At 46.8% G+C, this 16,139-nt stretch carries 16 protein-coding genes; 8 read left to right on the plus strand and 8 right to left on the minus strand.

Going from position 1 to position 16,139, the window contains the following annotated elements; translation table 11 throughout:
* The first annotated feature begins 2 nt into the window (after nucleotides 1-2).
* From CCC17_RS01750 to CCC17_RS01765, 4 genes are all read left to right on the plus strand, one after another.
* Nucleotides 3-1,322, plus strand: a complete 1,320-nt coding sequence (locus CCC17_RS01750) for a hypothetical protein (protein ID WP_287082394.1) — start codon at nucleotides 3-5, stop codon at nucleotides 1,320-1,322.
* 124 nt (nucleotides 1,323-1,446) lie between these two features.
* Entirely contained in the window at nucleotides 1,447-1,806 is a 360-nt protein-coding gene (locus tag CCC17_RS01755; RefSeq protein WP_287082395.1) for an STAS domain-containing protein, read from the plus strand.
* On the plus strand, nucleotides 1,790-2,215 hold the full coding sequence (gene spoIIAB, locus CCC17_RS01760) for an anti-sigma F factor (protein WP_015526893.1): 426 nt from the start codon (nucleotides 1,790-1,792) through the stop codon (nucleotides 2,213-2,215). The genes CCC17_RS01755 and spoIIAB overlap by 17 nt, the downstream gene beginning before the upstream one ends.
* A 2-nt stretch (nucleotides 2,216-2,217) precedes the next feature.
* Nucleotides 2,218-2,940 (plus strand): SigF/SigG family RNA polymerase sporulation sigma factor, encoded by a 723-nt coding sequence (locus CCC17_RS01765; RefSeq protein ID WP_287082396.1) that lies wholly within the window; start codon nucleotides 2,218-2,220, stop codon nucleotides 2,938-2,940.
* Between the two features lie 62 nt (nucleotides 2,941-3,002).
* Here CCC17_RS01765 and CCC17_RS01770 read toward each other — a convergent pair whose 3' ends face one another.
* Both CCC17_RS01770 and CCC17_RS01775 read right to left on the minus strand, forming a co-directional pair.
* Nucleotides 3,003-3,500, minus strand: a complete 498-nt coding sequence (locus CCC17_RS01770) for a QueT transporter family protein (protein WP_287082398.1) — start codon at nucleotides 3,498-3,500, stop codon at nucleotides 3,003-3,005.
* Between the two features lie 169 nt (nucleotides 3,501-3,669).
* A complete protein-coding gene (locus tag CCC17_RS01775) occupies nucleotides 3,670-6,201 on the minus strand; it encodes a leucine-rich repeat domain-containing protein (RefSeq protein ID WP_287082400.1) in 2,532 nt (843 codons plus the stop codon).
* A gap of 333 nt (nucleotides 6,202-6,534) precedes the next feature.
* Between CCC17_RS01775 and rfbD the strand changes: the two genes are divergently transcribed.
* Nucleotides 6,535-7,386, plus strand: coding sequence for a dTDP-4-dehydrorhamnose reductase (rfbD, locus tag CCC17_RS01780; RefSeq protein ID WP_118071093.1), 852 nt, complete (start codon nucleotides 6,535-6,537; stop codon nucleotides 7,384-7,386).
* Nucleotide 7,387: 1 nt separating this feature from the next.
* On the plus strand, nucleotides 7,388-8,686 hold the full coding sequence (locus tag CCC17_RS01785; protein WP_287082402.1) for a dicarboxylate/amino acid:cation symporter: 1,299 nt from the start codon (nucleotides 7,388-7,390) through the stop codon (nucleotides 8,684-8,686).
* Between the two features lie 120 nt (nucleotides 8,687-8,806).
* On the opposite strand, the gene CCC17_RS01790 is transcribed toward CCC17_RS01785, so the two are convergent.
* Nucleotides 8,807-9,724 carry a LysR family transcriptional regulator gene (locus CCC17_RS01790; protein ID WP_287082404.1) on the minus strand — a complete coding sequence of 306 codons (918 nt, stop codon included), beginning with the start codon at nucleotides 9,722-9,724 and terminating at the stop codon, nucleotides 8,807-8,809.
* A 191-nt stretch (nucleotides 9,725-9,915) separates the two neighbouring features.
* Here CCC17_RS01790 and CCC17_RS01795 point away from each other — a divergent pair, with 191 nt between their 5' ends.
* Complete coding sequence (locus tag CCC17_RS01795; protein ID WP_015526902.1) at nucleotides 9,916-10,839, plus strand: 4Fe-4S binding protein; 924 nt, start codon at nucleotides 9,916-9,918, stop codon at nucleotides 10,837-10,839.
* A gap of 195 nt (nucleotides 10,840-11,034) precedes the next feature.
* Nucleotides 11,035-13,017, plus strand: coding sequence for a sodium-translocating pyrophosphatase (locus CCC17_RS01800; protein ID WP_044961021.1), 1,983 nt, complete (start codon nucleotides 11,035-11,037; stop codon nucleotides 13,015-13,017).
* Nucleotides 13,018-13,140: 123 nt separating this feature from the next.
* Here CCC17_RS01800 and CCC17_RS01805 read toward each other — a convergent pair whose 3' ends face one another.
* From CCC17_RS01805 to CCC17_RS01825, 5 genes are read right to left on the minus strand one after another with little or no spacing between them, the layout of a single operon-like run.
* Entirely contained in the window at nucleotides 13,141-13,767 is a 627-nt protein-coding gene (locus tag CCC17_RS01805; RefSeq protein WP_015526904.1) for a stage V sporulation protein AA, read from the minus strand.
* A gap of 24 nt (nucleotides 13,768-13,791) precedes the next feature.
* Nucleotides 13,792-14,148, minus strand: a complete 357-nt coding sequence (locus CCC17_RS01810) for a SpoVA/SpoVAEb family sporulation membrane protein (protein WP_059085334.1) — start codon at nucleotides 14,146-14,148, stop codon at nucleotides 13,792-13,794.
* Nucleotides 14,149-14,150: 2 nt separating this feature from the next.
* A complete protein-coding gene (locus CCC17_RS01815) occupies nucleotides 14,151-15,206 on the minus strand; it encodes a stage V sporulation protein AD (RefSeq protein ID WP_015526906.1) in 1,056 nt (351 codons plus the stop codon).
* Nucleotides 15,203-15,661: a SpoVA/SpoVAEb family sporulation membrane protein gene (locus tag CCC17_RS01820; RefSeq protein ID WP_270388719.1), complete on the minus strand. Its 459-nt coding sequence runs from the start codon at nucleotides 15,659-15,661 to the stop codon at nucleotides 15,203-15,205. Before CCC17_RS01820 ends, CCC17_RS01815 begins: the two co-directional genes overlap by 4 nt.
* Before the next feature lie 41 nt (nucleotides 15,662-15,702).
* Nucleotides 15,703-16,119, minus strand: coding sequence for a stage V sporulation protein AB (locus CCC17_RS01825; protein WP_015526908.1), 417 nt, complete (start codon nucleotides 16,117-16,119; stop codon nucleotides 15,703-15,705).
* Between the last annotated feature and the right edge of the window lie 20 nt (nucleotides 16,120-16,139).

Consider the following 16,139-nt stretch of genomic DNA (forward strand, 5'->3'; position numbering starts at 1 on the left):
GAATGAACTGCATAAACTGTGGAGCGTTCCTGACAGATACAGATCTGGATTATTGTCCGCACTGTGGAGCCAATGTACTGATTCAGAAGAAGGTGGATTACCTTTCCAAGCTTTATTATAACCAGGGGCTGGAAAAAGCCAGCATCCGGGATCTGTCCGGGGCGATCAGCTGTCTGAAGCAGAGTCTTGCCTATGACAAACGGAATATCCGTGCAAGAAATCTTCTTGGTCTTGTATATTTTGAGACCGGTGAGGTGGTTGCCGCACTGAGTGAGTGGGTCATTAGCAAGAATATCCAGAAGAACCGAAATCTGGCTTCAGAATATATTGCCAGGCTTCAGGCAAACCAGAACAAACTGGAAACGATCAACGAAAGCATCAAGAAATATAACAATGCCCTCGCCATGTGCAGGGAAGGCCATGAGGATATGGCGGCCATCCGCCTGAAAAAGATCCTGTCCCAGAATCCCAAGCTGATCAAGGGGTATCATCTTCTTGCTCTGATCCAGATGAAGAATCAGGAGTGGAATAAGGCAAGAAGAACCCTGAAAAAAGCAGCCAGGATCGACAAGACCAATACCACCACACTTCGTTTCCTGCGTGAAGTTGACGAGCAGACGGGTGTTACCACAAAGATGGAAAAACGGCGTAAGGGCTTGTTTGGAAATGAAAAAAATGAGAATGATAATATTTCAGGAGAAATCGTTGTAAGGCCGTCGTCTTATAAAGAAAGATCAAAGATATCACTTTTCTTTACCACGGTACTTGGATTTGCGGCAGGAGCGGCAGCATTCTGGCTCCTTGTACTGCCGGCTGTGAAACAGGATATTTACAGGCAGGCCAATCAGCAGATCATACAGTACAGTGATTCTCTTTCCAGCCAGAGCGTGGAGCTTACCAAAGCTCAGGGAGAAGCTGCCCAGTCCAGTGATACGGCAGATGCAGTTGCCAAGCAGGCAGAGGAAGAGCAGAAACGCAGTCAGAGCTATGAAGCTTTGTTTAATGCATATACTGCCATGCAGCAGGATGATCTGGATACAGCGGCGCTGGAACTCCAGAAGGTATATGTGGATACACTGTCAGATTCTGCAAAGGGAATCTATAATACTATCAGCGGAAAGACCGGTGTAAGCGGGGTCGAGAGCGGAGCTTCTGACGGAACGTCCGGTGATGACAGCAGCACAGATGGAACAGCTGGAGCTGATGCCGCAGCTTCGGATGGAGAAGATACACAGAGCTCTGACGGAGATATCGGAGAAGACAGCAGCTACAGTGACGGAGGATATGAGGATTCCTCTTACGATGGAAGTTATACAGAATAAAAAAGATCATAACTCATACAGAGGAGAAACCTCGGATAAGGGGAATGTGCGTTGGCACATTCCCTTTTTTTACCCTTTGGTCATTAAAAATGGAATAAAAAATCAAAAATGGGGGAATGATAGAATGACATCAGGTTTTGAAAAATCCGGAACCGTGCTGACTGTACATCTTCCGGCGGAACTGGATCATCCGGCTTCTGACGAGATTCGGAGAGATTCAGACCGGATTATCGGACATGACTATATAAAAAATATGATTTTTGATTTCTCAGAGACCGTTTTTATGGACAGTTCAGGGATCGGTCTGCTGATGGGGAGGTACCGGGCACTTGGCATGAGAGGGAAATGTGTGCAGGTTATCAATGTGAACAGTCATATTGCAAAGCTTCTGCGGCTATCCGGAGTGGGAAAATATATTGAAATCTGTGGAATTGAAAAATCGGCAGGTGAACAGGAGGGTGTTTATGATGGAAAACACAAATGAAATGACGATCATTTTTGACAGCAGACCGGTAAATGAAGCACTGGCAAGAGTGGCTGTGGCTTCATTCTGCACACAGCTGAATCCTACGCTGGAGGAAATTTCGGATCTGAAGACCGCAGTATCGGAGGCAGTGACCAATTGTATCATACACGGGTATGAAGGAGAGATACATAAGATCCGGGTAGAATGTCGTCTCCGGGGGCAGGAACTTCAGGTAGATGTGACAGATCACGGAGCCGGGATCCCGGATATCAAAAAAGCCATGGAGCCTTTGTTTACCACAAAGGCGGATAAAGACCGCTCCGGTATGGGGTTTACATTCATGGAGGCGTTTATGGATGAGCTTCAGGTGGAATCGGAGGTTGGCCGTGGAACTACAGTGCACATGAAAAAGATCATCAGGAGGTAACTATGGATCGTACTCTTGTCCTCATCGGGCGTGCACACCAGGGGGATAAAGCGGCAAGAGATCTTTTGTTTGAGGAAAATACAGGACTGATATACAGTGTGGCAAAGCGTTTTCTGGGACGTGGGGTGGAGATGGAGGATCTGTTCCAGATCGGCAGCATCGGACTTCTGAAAGCAGTGGATAAGTTTGACATGTCCTATGATGTGAAATTTTCTACTTATGCAGTTCCCATGATCATCGGAGAGATCAAACGTTATCTCAGGGACGACGGGATACTGAAGGTAAGCCGTTCTCTGAAGGAAAATCACTACAGGATCTATCAGGTGAGAGAAGCACTGACGCGCCGGCTGGAGCGGGAACCTACGACGGAGGAAATGGCAGCGGAAATGGGAATTTCCATAGAAGAACTGGTAATGACTATGGAATCCGGTGCAGAGGTGGAATCTCTTCACAAAACGATCTATCAGGGTGAGGGAACGGAGATTTCTCTGATGGACAAGCTCCCGGAAAAAGAAAATCGGCAGGAAAAAGCACTGGATAGGATTTTTCTGGAAGAGATACTGGGGACTCTGGAGGCAAAGGAACGGAGGCTGATCTATATGCGGTATTTTCAGAACATGACCCAGATGGAGATTGCCCGTGAGCTTAGAGTATCCCAGGTACAGGTATCCAGAATGGAAAAAAAGATCCTGCGCAGTCTGCAGGAATCCGCAGAGAAAAAATAAAAGGGAGCCATGAGAAATGCTGCTGTTTTCTCATGGCTCCTTTTTGTGGGCAGCAGATTTAGTCAGACTGCTGCTTTTTTATGAAAAAGTACATTTTTGTATTTGGAAAGCGCTCCAAGAAGGATCATACCGATCACACCGGCTGAGATAAATTCGCCGGCTCCTACTGTGAGCATCATAAACGGGATAGGAAGGTTAATGCCATATCCGTAACGAAGCACAAGAGGAACGATCACAATGTTGGAAACGATAGGCGGGATCGGGGCTGTCCATTTGCCTGTACTGCGAAGCTTGTAGGTAAAGAGTGCACCGATAAGTGTGGCAATGCTTCCGAAAATGATGTCAACCGGAATCGCACCACCAAGAAGATTGGCGATGATACATCCCACGAACAGTCCCGGGATGGCAGCCGGTGTGAAGAACGGAAGTACAGTCAGTGCCTCGGAAAACCGGATCTGAACTTCACCGAAGCTAAGTGGCGCGAATACCAGTGTCAGGACAACATATACAGCTGCTATGGCAGCTCCCTGTACCAGAAAATGAGTACCTTTGTTTTTCATGTTTTTTATTCTCCTTTAGTTTTGTTTTACGAGTGGAAGGTCACGAACACTCGGCACATTTATAGGCGGTGACCGCCGTGTAAGCCCTGTACGACCTTGGTTTTTGCGGGCTTTTGCAGCGGAATTGAGTATAGCATAAGGGGCGTGGAAATGCAAGGTACGATCCTGACTATTTGATAACCCTGGCCTGTGTGGACAGACCCTGGCTCTGAAACAGCTTTTTGTAAGAGGAAAGCCTGTTTGCCGGAACTTTTACAGTCAGTTTTTTGTAATTATTCTGACCTGCTCTTGTGAAGATATATTTACCTGAGCTTTTGGAAGTAAGACGTCCTGTCTGTATGGTGACAGAGGTAAGGGCCTTACAGTCACAGAAAGCTTTCGTGCCGATCACAGAAACTCGGGAACCGATTTTTACAGTACGAAGACTTGTGCATCCCTGGAAGGCTCCGGCACCTATGCTTGTGATATTTCCTGAAATCGTTACCTGTTTCAGGTTTTTACAGTTTTTGAAGGCATTGGCTGCAATGGCCGTGACTTTGTAGGTTTTTCCGTTAGCTTTGACAGTGGCCGGAATCTTTGCAGTGACAGTATTGCGTGAACGCGGTCCCTTCAGTGCTACGGAAGTTCCGGTGGCGTTGACTGTGTAGACATTATAAGCATCCCGGAATGTTTTTGCAGTCTGTGGCTTTGGTGTGGCAGCAGGAGTAATCTGGAAATTTAAGGTGATGGTTCCGTAGAAATGGTTATCGCCGATGATCTTCAGAGTAGCGGTTCCTGCTTTTTTATTGTTCTGGTATGTCACATGATAATCATTGATGCCAGAGAGCTTTGCTTTTCCAAGAGTTACGGTTGGAACGGGCTTTATGTCAGAGCCTGTATAAGTATATGTTTTTTTGATCCCTGTTACAGCTGCACCGGAAATATTGCATGCGTAGCTGATATTGTTTTTCTTGGCATATGTAACTGCGTAAGAGCCGTACGGAGCATGGATCTTGCAAAAATATGCATGAGAACTGTCAGACCAGTAATAGCCGCACCACACAGCATCCATTCCAATGCTTTTAACGGTATCAGGTATGTTGATCCTGGATAGCTTGTCACAGTAGGCGAAAGCTTCTTTTCCGATCTTTGTGACCCCTTTCTGGATGTCCACCTCTTTCAGCTCAGGAAGATAAACAAAGGCCCTTTCAGAAATACTTGTGATCCCGGGTTTTATTATGACTTTTCTGATCTGGTTTTTGATAGCTTTCCAGGAAGAATCGCTGGAGAAGGAAAACCAGCCGTTTGTTGAAGAGACCGGGTACCTGTTGTTTTCCTCTGTGGAAATAGAAAGTGGTCCGTAGCCGGAGATCGTAAGGATACCATTTTTGAAATTCCAGGTTGCGTTGTCACCTGCAATATGGTAAGTTTTTTTGTCAGCTTTTCCGTTGTCGGAATTAATGGAATAAAAGTTCAAGGTGTTGGAGTTTGAAGCATAATAAACGACCTTGGAATCCTTTACCACAGGCTGACAGTCAGAAATCGGAGCAGCTGTTGTAAACTCTTTGCTGAGGCTCTTTCCTTTTCCGTCCACAAAAAGATAATGAAGGGTGCTGGAAGAGAGCGGATCGTTAGCGGAAGAGCTTTTTCTGTCATCGTCGGAAACGTATTCCTCCCAGGAAATCATAAAACGGTTGTCATTTATTTTGGTGATCTTTACGCCCGCAAAGCTTTTTCCTCCGCCTGTAAAGTTGGTAAGCTTCCTGGTAGCGGTTGCTTTTTCGGAAAAGTCAGATATTGGTGTGACGGACAGATAAAGATTATGAGGCGTGTTTTCAGATACCTTATCATATTTGGACTGATCGATGGAAGTGCCGACGCATAATACACTGTCAGAGGAAACAGCCATGCCGTCAACGCTTGCGTAGCAGGCCAGTGCCCACACAGAAGTACGTGAGCCTCCGTATGGCAAAAGTTCTATGGTGGTGCAGTCAAGTGTATTGCTGTCATATCTGGAAAGCTTTGTACATCGTGAACCCTCACTCTGCTCCAGTACGTAGAGATAAGAACCATGTGATTTGATATACTGTGCAAAGGAATGCCACAGATCGCAGGAAACGATCTTTCCTTTCATGGTTGCCTGGTCGATCTCGGCCATAAGGAAGCCCTGATGTCCCCGACCGACAGAGGAATCCACATATCCTTCGTGACCGGTAACAACATAGAGCTTGCCGTTGCTTTCTGTCATTTCCACACAGCCATAGTCAAAGGGCGTGCGGACCTCACCGCCAAAAAGCTCAGGGTTACTGGTAATTGCTGCCGCACCGGTTCGTTTCCAGTTTATATCGTAGCGGATGACGCGGATAACCTCAGCGGAATCGTTTTCCTTGTTGTTTGTCTGGCCTTCTACCAGATAATATCCGTCAGATCCGGCATAAAAGCCACCCCACAGCGGAAGCTCCATGTTGATCTTGCGTTTGCTTCTGATCTTCAGATCATTATCATAGTATTCAACGCCGATAGAATTTTTCTGGTGGAAGAGCCTCATGTATCCGCCGGAAACAGGAACAAGGTCAGAGGTACGGCGTAACCTGACATTGAGATTGTCCTGTGCGGTTGGCGTAAGAGAGCCTGCCCGAGCTGTCTGCGGAAACAGGATCAGACAGAAGCAAAGACAGCAGAACAGAAATAGCAGAGATGTTAATTTTTTTAGCTTTTTCATAAGTTTCTCCTTTGTATGTATTTTTTGATGATCTTCTGTTTAGATTATAATTCATGGGACAGAATTTACAATACAAAATCGGGAGTTATGTAACTACCGGTTCTCAGGATTTCTGTAAATTCTGTTCACAAAAAACATCTTGCGGAAATACTGCCGGTGGGCAGTAACATCAGCAGCAGGAACCTTATGGAAACAGGGGCTTTTTTCTTGACAGCTTTTTGTGATATTGATAAAATATATTACAGTATATAGGTTAAAGGGGCATTGGTTTTGATCTAAATCGATGTCTCTTTATTTTATGTATCACACATATTACACCAGGGAGGTAGAAAGATGTTAAAAGTATGGATCGCAGGTGCCAACGGACAGATCGGACGGGCACTGAATGATGTTCTGGATCCAATGCAGATCGAGACTCTGAACACAGATCTTGATGAGCTGGATATCACAGACACAGATGAAGTGATCAACTTCGGTTCCATTAACCGTCCGGATGTGATCATCAACTGCACCGGTATCACAGATACCGATGAGTGTGAGAAGAATCCGGAACATGCATACCGTGTCAACGCACTGGGAGCAAGAAACTTAAGCATCGTGGCAAGAAAATGCGGGGCAAAGATCGTCCAGCTTTCCACAGATGATGTTTTCGACGGAAAGAGCAAAAAACCGTATACAGAGTTTGACGATACCAATCCGCTGACTGTTTACGGCCGTTCCAAGAGAGCCGGAGAGAACTATGTAAAAGAGTTTACACACAAACATTTCATTATCCGAAGCAACTGGGTATACGGAAAAGGCGGAAACAATTTTGTAAACCGTGTGCTGGAGACAGCAGAAAAAGGCCAGGCACTTTCCGTTGCTTCTGATCAGTTCGGATCACCGACCAGTGCCAAGGATCTGGCAAGAATGATCCTGTATCTTATCGATACCAACGAATATGGAACTTATCACGTAACCTGCAGCGGTGTATGCAACCGCTATGAGTTTGCAACAGAGATCCTTCGCCTTGCAGGAAAGGAGATCGAACTGAGATCCGTGCCGACAGAGCAGTCAGATCTTTCTTCTGTCAGACCGCCTTATGCCGTCCTTGATAATTTTATCCTCCGTATTATTGAAGTGTACGACATGCCGGACTGGAAAGCATCATTGAAAGAATATATGGATGAAAGAACGGAGGACTAGGATGAAAGAAAAAAATATAAAAGAGAAAACACAGCAGAAAAAGAAAATGGGTCTTACCACGAAGATCTTTGTGGCGCTGATCGCAGGTGCGATACTGGGAATCATTCTCTGTTACCTGGTTCCTGACAGCAGCTTCAAGAAAGATGTGATCGTGGAGGGAATCCTTTATGTGATCGGACAGGGATTTATCCGTCTGATGAAAATGCTGGTTGTACCGCTGGTATTCTGTTCCCTTGTCTGCGGAAGTATGTCCATCGGTGATACCAAGAAGCTTGGAACCGTAGGTGTGAGAACACTGGTATTTTATCTGGCGACTACAGCTCTGGCTGTTTCTGTTGCTCTGACTGTGGGTAATCTGATCAATCCGGGTGTGGGACTCGATATGAGCTCTATTCAGTCCTCCGCTTCCTCGGTGGAGACTATGGAGGCTACCTCTCTTACAGATACTATCCTGAATATCATCCCGGACAATCCGATCAATTCCCTGGCAAGCGGAACCATGCTTCAGGTTATCGTATTTGCCCTGATCGTGGGTGTGATCCTTGCGAAAATGGGAGAGCGTGCAGAGACAGTGGCAAACTTTTTCAGCCAGTTCAATGACATCATGATGGAGATGACCATGATGATCATGGCACTTGCACCGATCGGTGTATTCTGTCTCATCAGCAGAACCTTTGCAAACATCGGTTTCAGCGCGTTTATCCCGCTGGCAAAATATATGATCGGTGTTCTCCTTGCACTGGCGATCCAGTGCTTCGGCGTATACCAGATTCTGCTGAAGATATTCACAGGACTGAATCCAATAAAATTCATCAAGAAAATTTTCCCGGTTATGGCATTTGCATTCTCAACAGCTACATCCAATGCCACAATCCCGATGTCCATTGATACTCTGTCCAAGAAAGTGGGTGTTTCCAAGAAGATTTCTTCATTTACCATTCCTCTTGGAGCTACCATCAATATGGACGGTACCTCTATCATGCAGGGTGTTGCCGTAGTATTTGCGGCACAGGCCTTCGGTATCCACTTAAGTCCGATGGATTATGTGACAGTTATCGGAACTGCAACCCTTGCTTCCGTAGGAACTGCCGGTGTACCAAGTGTTGGTCTTGTTACCCTGACCATGGTATTTAACTCTGTAGGACTTCCGGTTGAGGCAATTGGTCTGATCATGGGTATTGACCGTATCCTGGATATGACCAGAACAGCGGTTAACATTACCGGTGATGCAGTCTGCACAACCATCGTTGCACACCAGAACGGTGCGCTGGATAAAAAAGTGTTCAACGAATCAAACTAAATATCCGGTTCAGAAAAAGATCCGACCCTGTCGGGTGAGAAAAAAAACGAAAAACGGCTGTACATATCGTAAGAACGATATGTACGGCCGTTTTTTAACTGAATCAGATAAGTCCCCTGCCTATTCCTGTTCCAGAACCCCCATGACAGAGGGCAGTTCCAGCTGCTGATAGGTGTGAAGGATTTTTTCCAGCTCAAAGATGGCAGGGGTAAGAAACTTATTCTTGTGATAGACCAGCTTGAATTTCCGGTTCCATTCCCCTGCTTCGTTGCAGAAGACCCGGACTGAACGGTGACGGATCTCATGAGGCATAAGACGGATGGACATAACAGATAGCATCTGGTTATACAGCACTGCGTTCAGCAGTGCCTGCGGACTGTTGGCTTCCCAGGCAGTCCGGATCTTCAGATCATGGCGAAGTGTATAGTCCTCAAAAAGCTGTCTGGTACCGCTTCCATATTCCCGGACTGCAAATTTCTGGTTGTTCAGCTCCTGGACATGGATGCGTCCTCTGCGGTAAAACGGATGCTTTTTTCCGGCGGCAAGGACCAGACAGTCGTCGATGATGGGAAGAACGACAAGGTCCGGGGAATGGATCTCACCTTCTACCACAGCAGCGTCCAGCTCAGAACGCAGAAGCTTCTGTTCGATATTTTGCGTGTTGGTGACAAAGGAGTAAACGTCAAGGTCCGGGATTTTTTTCTGCAGATCCAGGATAATGGATGGGGTCAGGCAGGTTCCCACAGTGAGGGTGGAGCCAAGCTTCAGGGTGGAAGACTGTCCCTGGTTCTGCATCAGCTCTTCCAGCTGCTGAAACTGGCGGATCATTTCACGGGCATGGGGAAGAAGAAGCTTTCCCCGTTCTGTGAGATAAAGCTTTTTTCCAAGACGTTCAAAGAGAAGGCCGTTATAATGAGCTTCCAGCTCACGGACGGCCTGACTGACTGTTGGCTGGGAAAGATAAAGATGTTTGGCAGCAGCACTCATGGAGCCCTGTTCCGCAACGGCCGCAAAAACAGTGAGATGGCGGATGGTCATATGGAATCTCCTTTTATTGTAAATTGGTATATAGGTAAAACCTATCATTTTTATAAAATAATATCATTTCTCAAATACATCTTCAAGTGGTATAGTAGGAAGTACGTGAAAACGATTTCAACATTGCAAAATACAGGGCAACGATACCATGGGAAAGTATCGGAATACCGGTGAGACCAGGAGGAGGAAATATGTCAGCATTAACTGTAAGCAAAGAGGAAGAGAAAAGACTGAAGGGGCAGGGTTTTTTAAATAACCGGGGAACCGATGAATTTTCTGCACGGGTGATCACTGTAAACGGAAAGGTGACAGCGGCACAGCACAGATGTATGGCGGAAGCAGCAGAGAAATTCGGCAACGGAAATCTTACCTACACGACCAGGCTCTCCGTGGAGATCCAGGGAATCCCCTATGAAAAGATCGAAGAGTTTCAGGAATTTATTGCGAAGGAAGGTCTGGAGACAGGAGGAACAGGAGCAAAGGTCCGACCGGTAGTATCCTGCAAGGGAACCACCTGTCAGTATGGACTTCTGGATTCCTATGCAATTTCAGAAGAGATTTTCCGGAGATTCTATAAAGGCTACCGTCAGGTTGCACTGCCGCATAAATTTAAGATCGCAGTAGGCGGATGCCCGAATAACTGTGTGAAACCAAATCTGAACGATGTGGGGATCATCGGACAGAGGATCCCGCACTTTGACAGCGAGGCCTGCAAGGGCTGTAAAAAATGTGCCATTGAAGCTACATGTCCAAACAAAGTGGCGAAGGTCGTTGACGGGAAACTGCACATTGATGAGGAGCTTTGCAGACACTGCGGAAGATGTGTGGGAAAATGTCCATTTCATTCCATCCCGGACGGTACCTACGGATTCAAGATCTATATCGGTGGACGCTGGGGAAAGAAAATTTCTCATGGAAAGGCCCTGAACCGGATCTTTACGTCAGAGGAAGAGGCACTGGATGTTATTGAGAAGGCAATCCTGCTTTTTAAGGACCAGGGATTAAAGGGAGAACGTTTTGCCGAGACTATAGAACGAATTGGATTCGAAAATGCAGAAAAACAATTATTGGAAAAAAATCTTCTGGAAAGAAAAATGGAAATTTTGTCCAAATAGAGATATAAAAAAACTTCCTATTATATAAGCTGTCTGAAACTGGAAAAATGCGAGCAATAATATAAAAAAATTTATTTCATTTATATAAAATTTTATTATATCACAATATTAACAGAAAACTAAGTGAAAATTCTATTTGAAATATGCAAAATAATGTGATAAAGTATTAACAATACATGAACGGAGGTAAAAAGAGTGGAAAACTACATGTATTTGGTGCCGGTGGCAGCAGTACTGGCACTTCTGTTCGCAGCATACCTTGCAGCGAAGGTCAGCAAGCAGGATGCAGGAACAGACAGAATGAAGGAGATCGCAGGTGCGATCGCAGAAGGTGCCCGCGCCTTCTTAACAGCAGAGTACAAGATCCTGGTTATTTTTGTAGCCGTACTTTTTGTACTGATCGGAATCGGAGTTGGAAGCTGGGTAACAGCAATCTGCTTCGTAGTAGGTGCTCTGTTTTCAACAATCGCAGGATACTGCGGTATGACCGTTGCAACAAAGGCTAATGTAAGAACAGCAAATGCAGCAAAAGAGGGAGGAATGAACAAGGCTCTTTCCATTGCATTCTCCGGCGGTGCTGTTATGGGTATGTGTGTTGCAGGTCTTGGTGCACTGGGTGTCAGCGTTGTGTATATCATCACAAAGAACGTTGACGTACTTTCTGGATTCAGCCTTGGTGCTTCTTCCATCGCACTGTTTGCACGTGTTGGTGGTGGAATCTATACAAAGGCAGCTGACGTAGGAGCTGACCTTGTAGGTAAGGTTGAGGCAGGAATCCCGGAGGATGACCCTCGTAATCCGGCTGTTATCGCGGATAACGTAGGTGATAACGTAGGTGATGTTGCCGGTATGGGTGCAGACCTTTTTGAGTCCTATGTAGGATCTCTGGTATCTGCCCTTACACTTGGTGCGGTAGCCGGAGCAGTTTCCGGTGTTCTCTATCCGCTGGCTATTGCAGGCTGTGGACTGATCGCATCCATCATTGCAACATTCTTTGTAAAAGGTGATGATAATTCCAATCCGCAGAAAGCCCTCACAAGAGGAAGCTATGTATCTGCAGCACTTGTTATCATCGTGTCCCTGATCCTCAGCAAGACTCTCTTCGGAGACATGAAGGCAGCCATTGCTGTGATCGCAGGTCTTGTTGTCGGTGTCATCATCGGAAACATTACAGAGTATTACACATCTGCAGATTACAAACCGGTTCAGGGAATCGGCGAGCAGTCTGAGACAGGTGCAGCTACAACTATCATCAGTGGTATCGCAGTAGGTATGAAATCTACAGCATTCCCGATCCTGCTGATCTGTGTTGGTATTTTTGTAGCATACGGTGTGGATGGATTATACGGAATCGCTCTTGCAGCAGTTGGTATGCTTTCCACAACAGGAATCACAGTTGCCGTTGACGCGTATGGACCCATCGCTGACAATGCCGGTGGTATTGCAGAGATGTCAGGTCTGGATGAGTCAGTTCGTGAGATCACAGATAAGCTTGATTCTGTAGGTAACACAACAGCAGCTATGGGTAAAGGCTTCGCGATCGGTTCCGCAGCTCTTACAGCGCTTGCTCTGTTTGTATCTTATGCGAATGCAGTAAATCTGGATGCGATCAATATCCTTGCTCCTCGTGTTACGATCGGTATCTTTATCGGTGGTATGCTTACATTCCTCTTCTCGGCCTTCACAATGGAATCCGTTTCCAAGGCTGCTTACAAGATGATCGAGGAAGTAAGACGCCAGTTCCGTGAGAAACCGGGTATCATGAAGGGGACTGAGAAACCGGATTACAAATCATGCGTTGCGATCTCCACAACAGCAGCTCTTCACGAGATGATGCTTCCTGGAATCATGGCGGTCGTTGTTCCGGTTATCGTAGGTGTTGTTCTTGGCGTTGAGGCTCTTGGAGGACTTCTTTCCGGTGCGCTTGTAACAGGTGTACTGATGGCAATCTTCATGTCCAACGCAGGTGGTGCATGGGATAATGCAAAAAAATACATCGAGACAGGTCATCATGGCGGAAAAGGCAGCGAGGCGCACAAAGCAGCCGTTGTCGGCGATACAGTCGGCGATCCGTTCAAAGATACATCAGGGCCTTCCATTAACATCCTGATCAAGCTTATGACTATTGTATCACTGGTATTTGCGCCTCTGTTCTTATCTATCGGAGGACTTCTGTAAATATCATTTCAGAAAAAAAGTAAACCCATATTATATAAAAAAAGCTCTTTGCAGAGAAATCTGCAGGGAGCTTTTTTTGTGCGACAGGCGGCGGAATTGTACGGATATGAGAGTGGGCTCTGGTTATGAGTCAGTTTCTGGATTTTCTGTTCGTGCAGCCTGTTCGATCAGTGTCCGGTTTACATCATCCTCATAGGTCCGCATCTGCACCTGCATAGGTGTGGGATCATCGCTTAGCTTCAGATGCCCGAAATGATTAAAGAAGATCAGTACGCCGAGGCCGATCCCGATGGAGTAGGAAATCTCCAGGATGGTAAAGCCGGAGGAACTTTTTCCCGTAACAAGAGTGTAAAACTGGCTAAAAAGGCTGCCCATATCTACGTCATTATTAAATGTCATAATGGAAAAAGCGGCGCCGAAAAAGGAAACCAGGCATACAAAAAGGATTTTCACATACCGGAAAATTTTCCCTGTGGCAGAGCTGATGCGGTAGGTGATGATAAAATCCGTTTCCCCGATGGGAGAAATATCAATGGAGGGTTCCAGCTTCTGGATCTTTTTCAGAAGATCCGAGACAGACATCACATAGCGTCCGGGCTTTTTCGCATCCAGAACGATCACAGGCATGACCCGCAGACGATTGAGGATTTTGGGGTCACTCATGGAAAGTGCAGCGATATCCTGAAGATATACATGTGGGTTGGTGACTTCAATGTTCTGATCCAGTTGCAGATAAAGAGTATCACTCATGAGAAAAACTCCTTTCCCGAAATATTATTTCTTCATTTTTGGACGGAAGAAGAGACTGGCCAGATAAGAGAAGATCAGGGCGGAGGAAACTCCGGCAGCACAGGCAGTGAAGCCTCCTGTAAAAAGCCCAAGGATGCCGTCTTCTTCAATGGCTTTTTTCATACCCTCCCATAATACATGTCCGAAACCGATCAGCGGGACGGAGGCCCCGGCACCTGCAAAATCCACCAGCGGCCGGTAGACGCCAACGGCACTTAACAGGGCGCCGCTACATACCAGAAGTACCATCACACGGCCAGGCATCAGCTTTGTCTTGTCCAGAAGGATCTGAATCAGGGCACAGACAAGGCCGCCGAACCAGAATGCGTTAAAGTAATCCATGCTCATACCTCCATATGCTCGATGACAACTCCGTGGGCAATACCCGGAATACTGTCACCTTCATTAAAGCTTACTTTGGAAAGAAGCGCTCCTGTTGGTACAAAAAGGATCCGCTTCCATTCTCCGGATACAATCTTCGGAAGGATGTAGGAGGCAAGGACTACAGCAGAACAGCCGCAGCCGCTTCCTCCTGCGTGAGTGTCCTGAGAAGGATTGTCATAGATCAGGATACCGCAGTCTTTATGAATGGGAGAAAGCCGGATATTTTGTTCCTCCAGAAGATCCAGGAGAATTTTCTGCCCGATGATTCCCAGATCCCCGGTAAAGACGGCATCATAATCCGAAGGCGTCCGCCCGAAATCCGAAAAGCTTCGTGCAATGGTATCGCAGGCTGCAGGAGCCATACAGCCTCCCATGTTCATGGAATCCCTGAGACCGTAATCCATCACACGGCCGGCAGTAAGGCCAGTGATAGCAGCACAGCCTTTGCCGGAGCGCAGAGGAGCTTTTTCTCCGGGAGGAGATGTACTTAGGATACAGGCACCGCTTCCGGTTACTGTCCAGGTGGCAGAAAACGGCCGCTGGTTTCCGTATCCCAGAGGAAAACGAAATTCTTTTTCCGCACTTGCGAAATGGCTGGAGGTGGCACATAAGACTCGTGTGCCGAATCCGGCGGTCAGAGCAAGGGAACCGAGAGAAAGTGCTTCCCCTATGGTGGAGCAGGCGCCGTAAAGACCGTAAAAGGGAATTCCAAGTCCAGCGGAGCCGAAACAGGTGGCTGATGTCTGAGCGAGAAGATCTCCGGCGAACATCAGATGGATATCTTCGGAGCTCAGTCCGGCTTTGCTTATGGCCTGAGTGGCAGTTTCTTTCTGCAGTGTGCTTTCCGCAGATTCCCAGGTGTCACAGCCAAACATGGGATCTTCACAGACCAGGTCAAAAAGATCTCCAAGAGGACCGTCCGCCTCTTTCTGACTGACGATGGATGCGGCGCTTTCGATATACAAAGGCTGTGAAAATGCAATGCTGGCTGCGCCAAGTCTGAGATTTTTGCTCATGATATCACCTCCAGGATCTTTAGGATATAATAGATCACACCCAGTCCCCAGGCGCTTAAGATGCCGTAGAGGATCACAGGACCTGCAATAGTAAAGATCTTGCATCCTATGCCGAAAACCTGTCCTTCTGCCCGGAACTCAATGGCGGATGCAGCCACTGAGTTGGCGAATCCGGTAATGGGAACAAGACTTCCTGCACCGCCGAATTTGCCGATTTTGGGATAAATACCAAAGCCTGTGAGAAGGACGCTTAAGAGAATGAGAAGGACAGAACACCAGGTTCTGGAATCGGAAGCATCTGCACCGAGAGCCTGTGCTGTGTTTAAGATAACCTGTCCAAGAAGACAGATCAGTCCGCCTGTGAGAAAAGCTTTTGCCATATTCAGCGGCAGACTGTGGGTGGGAGTAAGCTGCTTGACATATTGTTCATATTTTTTTGGGTTGATATTTTGCATATGGAAAATCCTTTCGTGAGATGGTAGAGTGACAGTAAGAATTACATCCAGCTCATGGCATAATAAAACAGGGAGCCCAGGGCTTTTCCGGCAGCAATGGAAATTATTACCGGAGAAAGCCCCTGAGAGAGCTTCAGCCGTCTGGCAAAGACGGGAAAGACTTTTGCGATTTCTGCCAGTGCAAGGATCCAGCCGCCCAGGAAAATTCCGAAAAATACTCCGCAGACAGCCAGGAAAAAAGGTCCCAGCGGAATTCTGATCGGAAACAGGGTGACGACGGTTCCGGCAACTGTTCCCAGAAGTGTCAGATCTTCATAAAGAAAAATCTGGTCAGCTGTATGCGTGATACCTGCATAGCGGGGAACAATGGAAAGGCCGATCAGCAGTCCGGAGACACCTCCTGCAACGATGATCCCGGCACAGAAACCGATAAAGCACAGAATCAGCTGTTGAAGCATGGACAGAACCTCCTTGTGGG

Origin of the sequence: Blautia sp. LMAG:36 (assembly GCF_008680535.1) — a bacterium.
GTDB classification, from domain to species: Bacteria; Bacillota; Clostridia; order Lachnospirales; family Lachnospiraceae; genus Blautia_A; species Blautia_A fusiformis.

Coding starts and splice junctions, on each gene's coding strand:
- CCC17_RS01750 (WP_287082394.1), top strand. CDS start 3: ATGAACTGCATAAACTGTGGAGCGTTCCTGACAGATACAGATCTGGAT.
- CCC17_RS01755 (WP_287082395.1), top strand. CDS start 1,447: ATGACATCAGGTTTTGAAAAATCCGGAACCGTGCTGACTGTACATCTT.
- spoIIAB (WP_015526893.1), top strand. CDS start 1,790: ATGGAAAACACAAATGAAATGACGATCATTTTTGACAGCAGACCGGTA.
- CCC17_RS01765 (WP_287082396.1), top strand. CDS start 2,218: ATGGATCGTACTCTTGTCCTCATCGGGCGTGCACACCAGGGGGATAAA.
- CCC17_RS01770 (WP_287082398.1), bottom strand. CDS start 3,500: ATGAAAAACAAAGGTACTCATTTTCTGGTACAGGGAGCTGCCATAGCA.
- CCC17_RS01775 (WP_287082400.1), bottom strand. CDS start 6,201: ATGAAAAAGCTAAAAAAATTAACATCTCTGCTATTTCTGTTCTGCTGT.
- rfbD (WP_118071093.1), top strand. CDS start 6,535: ATGTTAAAAGTATGGATCGCAGGTGCCAACGGACAGATCGGACGGGCA.
- CCC17_RS01785 (WP_287082402.1), top strand. CDS start 7,388: ATGAAAGAAAAAAATATAAAAGAGAAAACACAGCAGAAAAAGAAAATG.
- CCC17_RS01790 (WP_287082404.1), bottom strand. CDS start 9,724: ATGACCATCCGCCATCTCACTGTTTTTGCGGCCGTTGCGGAACAGGGC.
- CCC17_RS01795 (WP_015526902.1), top strand. CDS start 9,916: ATGTCAGCATTAACTGTAAGCAAAGAGGAAGAGAAAAGACTGAAGGGG.
- CCC17_RS01805 (WP_015526904.1), bottom strand. CDS start 13,767: ATGAGTGATACTCTTTATCTGCAACTGGATCAGAACATTGAAGTCACC.
- CCC17_RS01810 (WP_059085334.1), bottom strand. CDS start 14,148: ATGGATTACTTTAACGCATTCTGGTTCGGCGGCCTTGTCTGTGCCCTG.
- CCC17_RS01815 (WP_015526906.1), bottom strand. CDS start 15,206: ATGAGCAAAAATCTCAGACTTGGCGCAGCCAGCATTGCATTTTCACAG.
- CCC17_RS01820 (WP_270388719.1), bottom strand. CDS start 15,661: ATGCAAAATATCAACCCAAAAAAATATGAACAATATGTCAAGCAGCTT.
- CCC17_RS01825 (WP_015526908.1), bottom strand. CDS start 16,119: ATGCTTCAACAGCTGATTCTGTGCTTTATCGGTTTCTGTGCCGGGATC.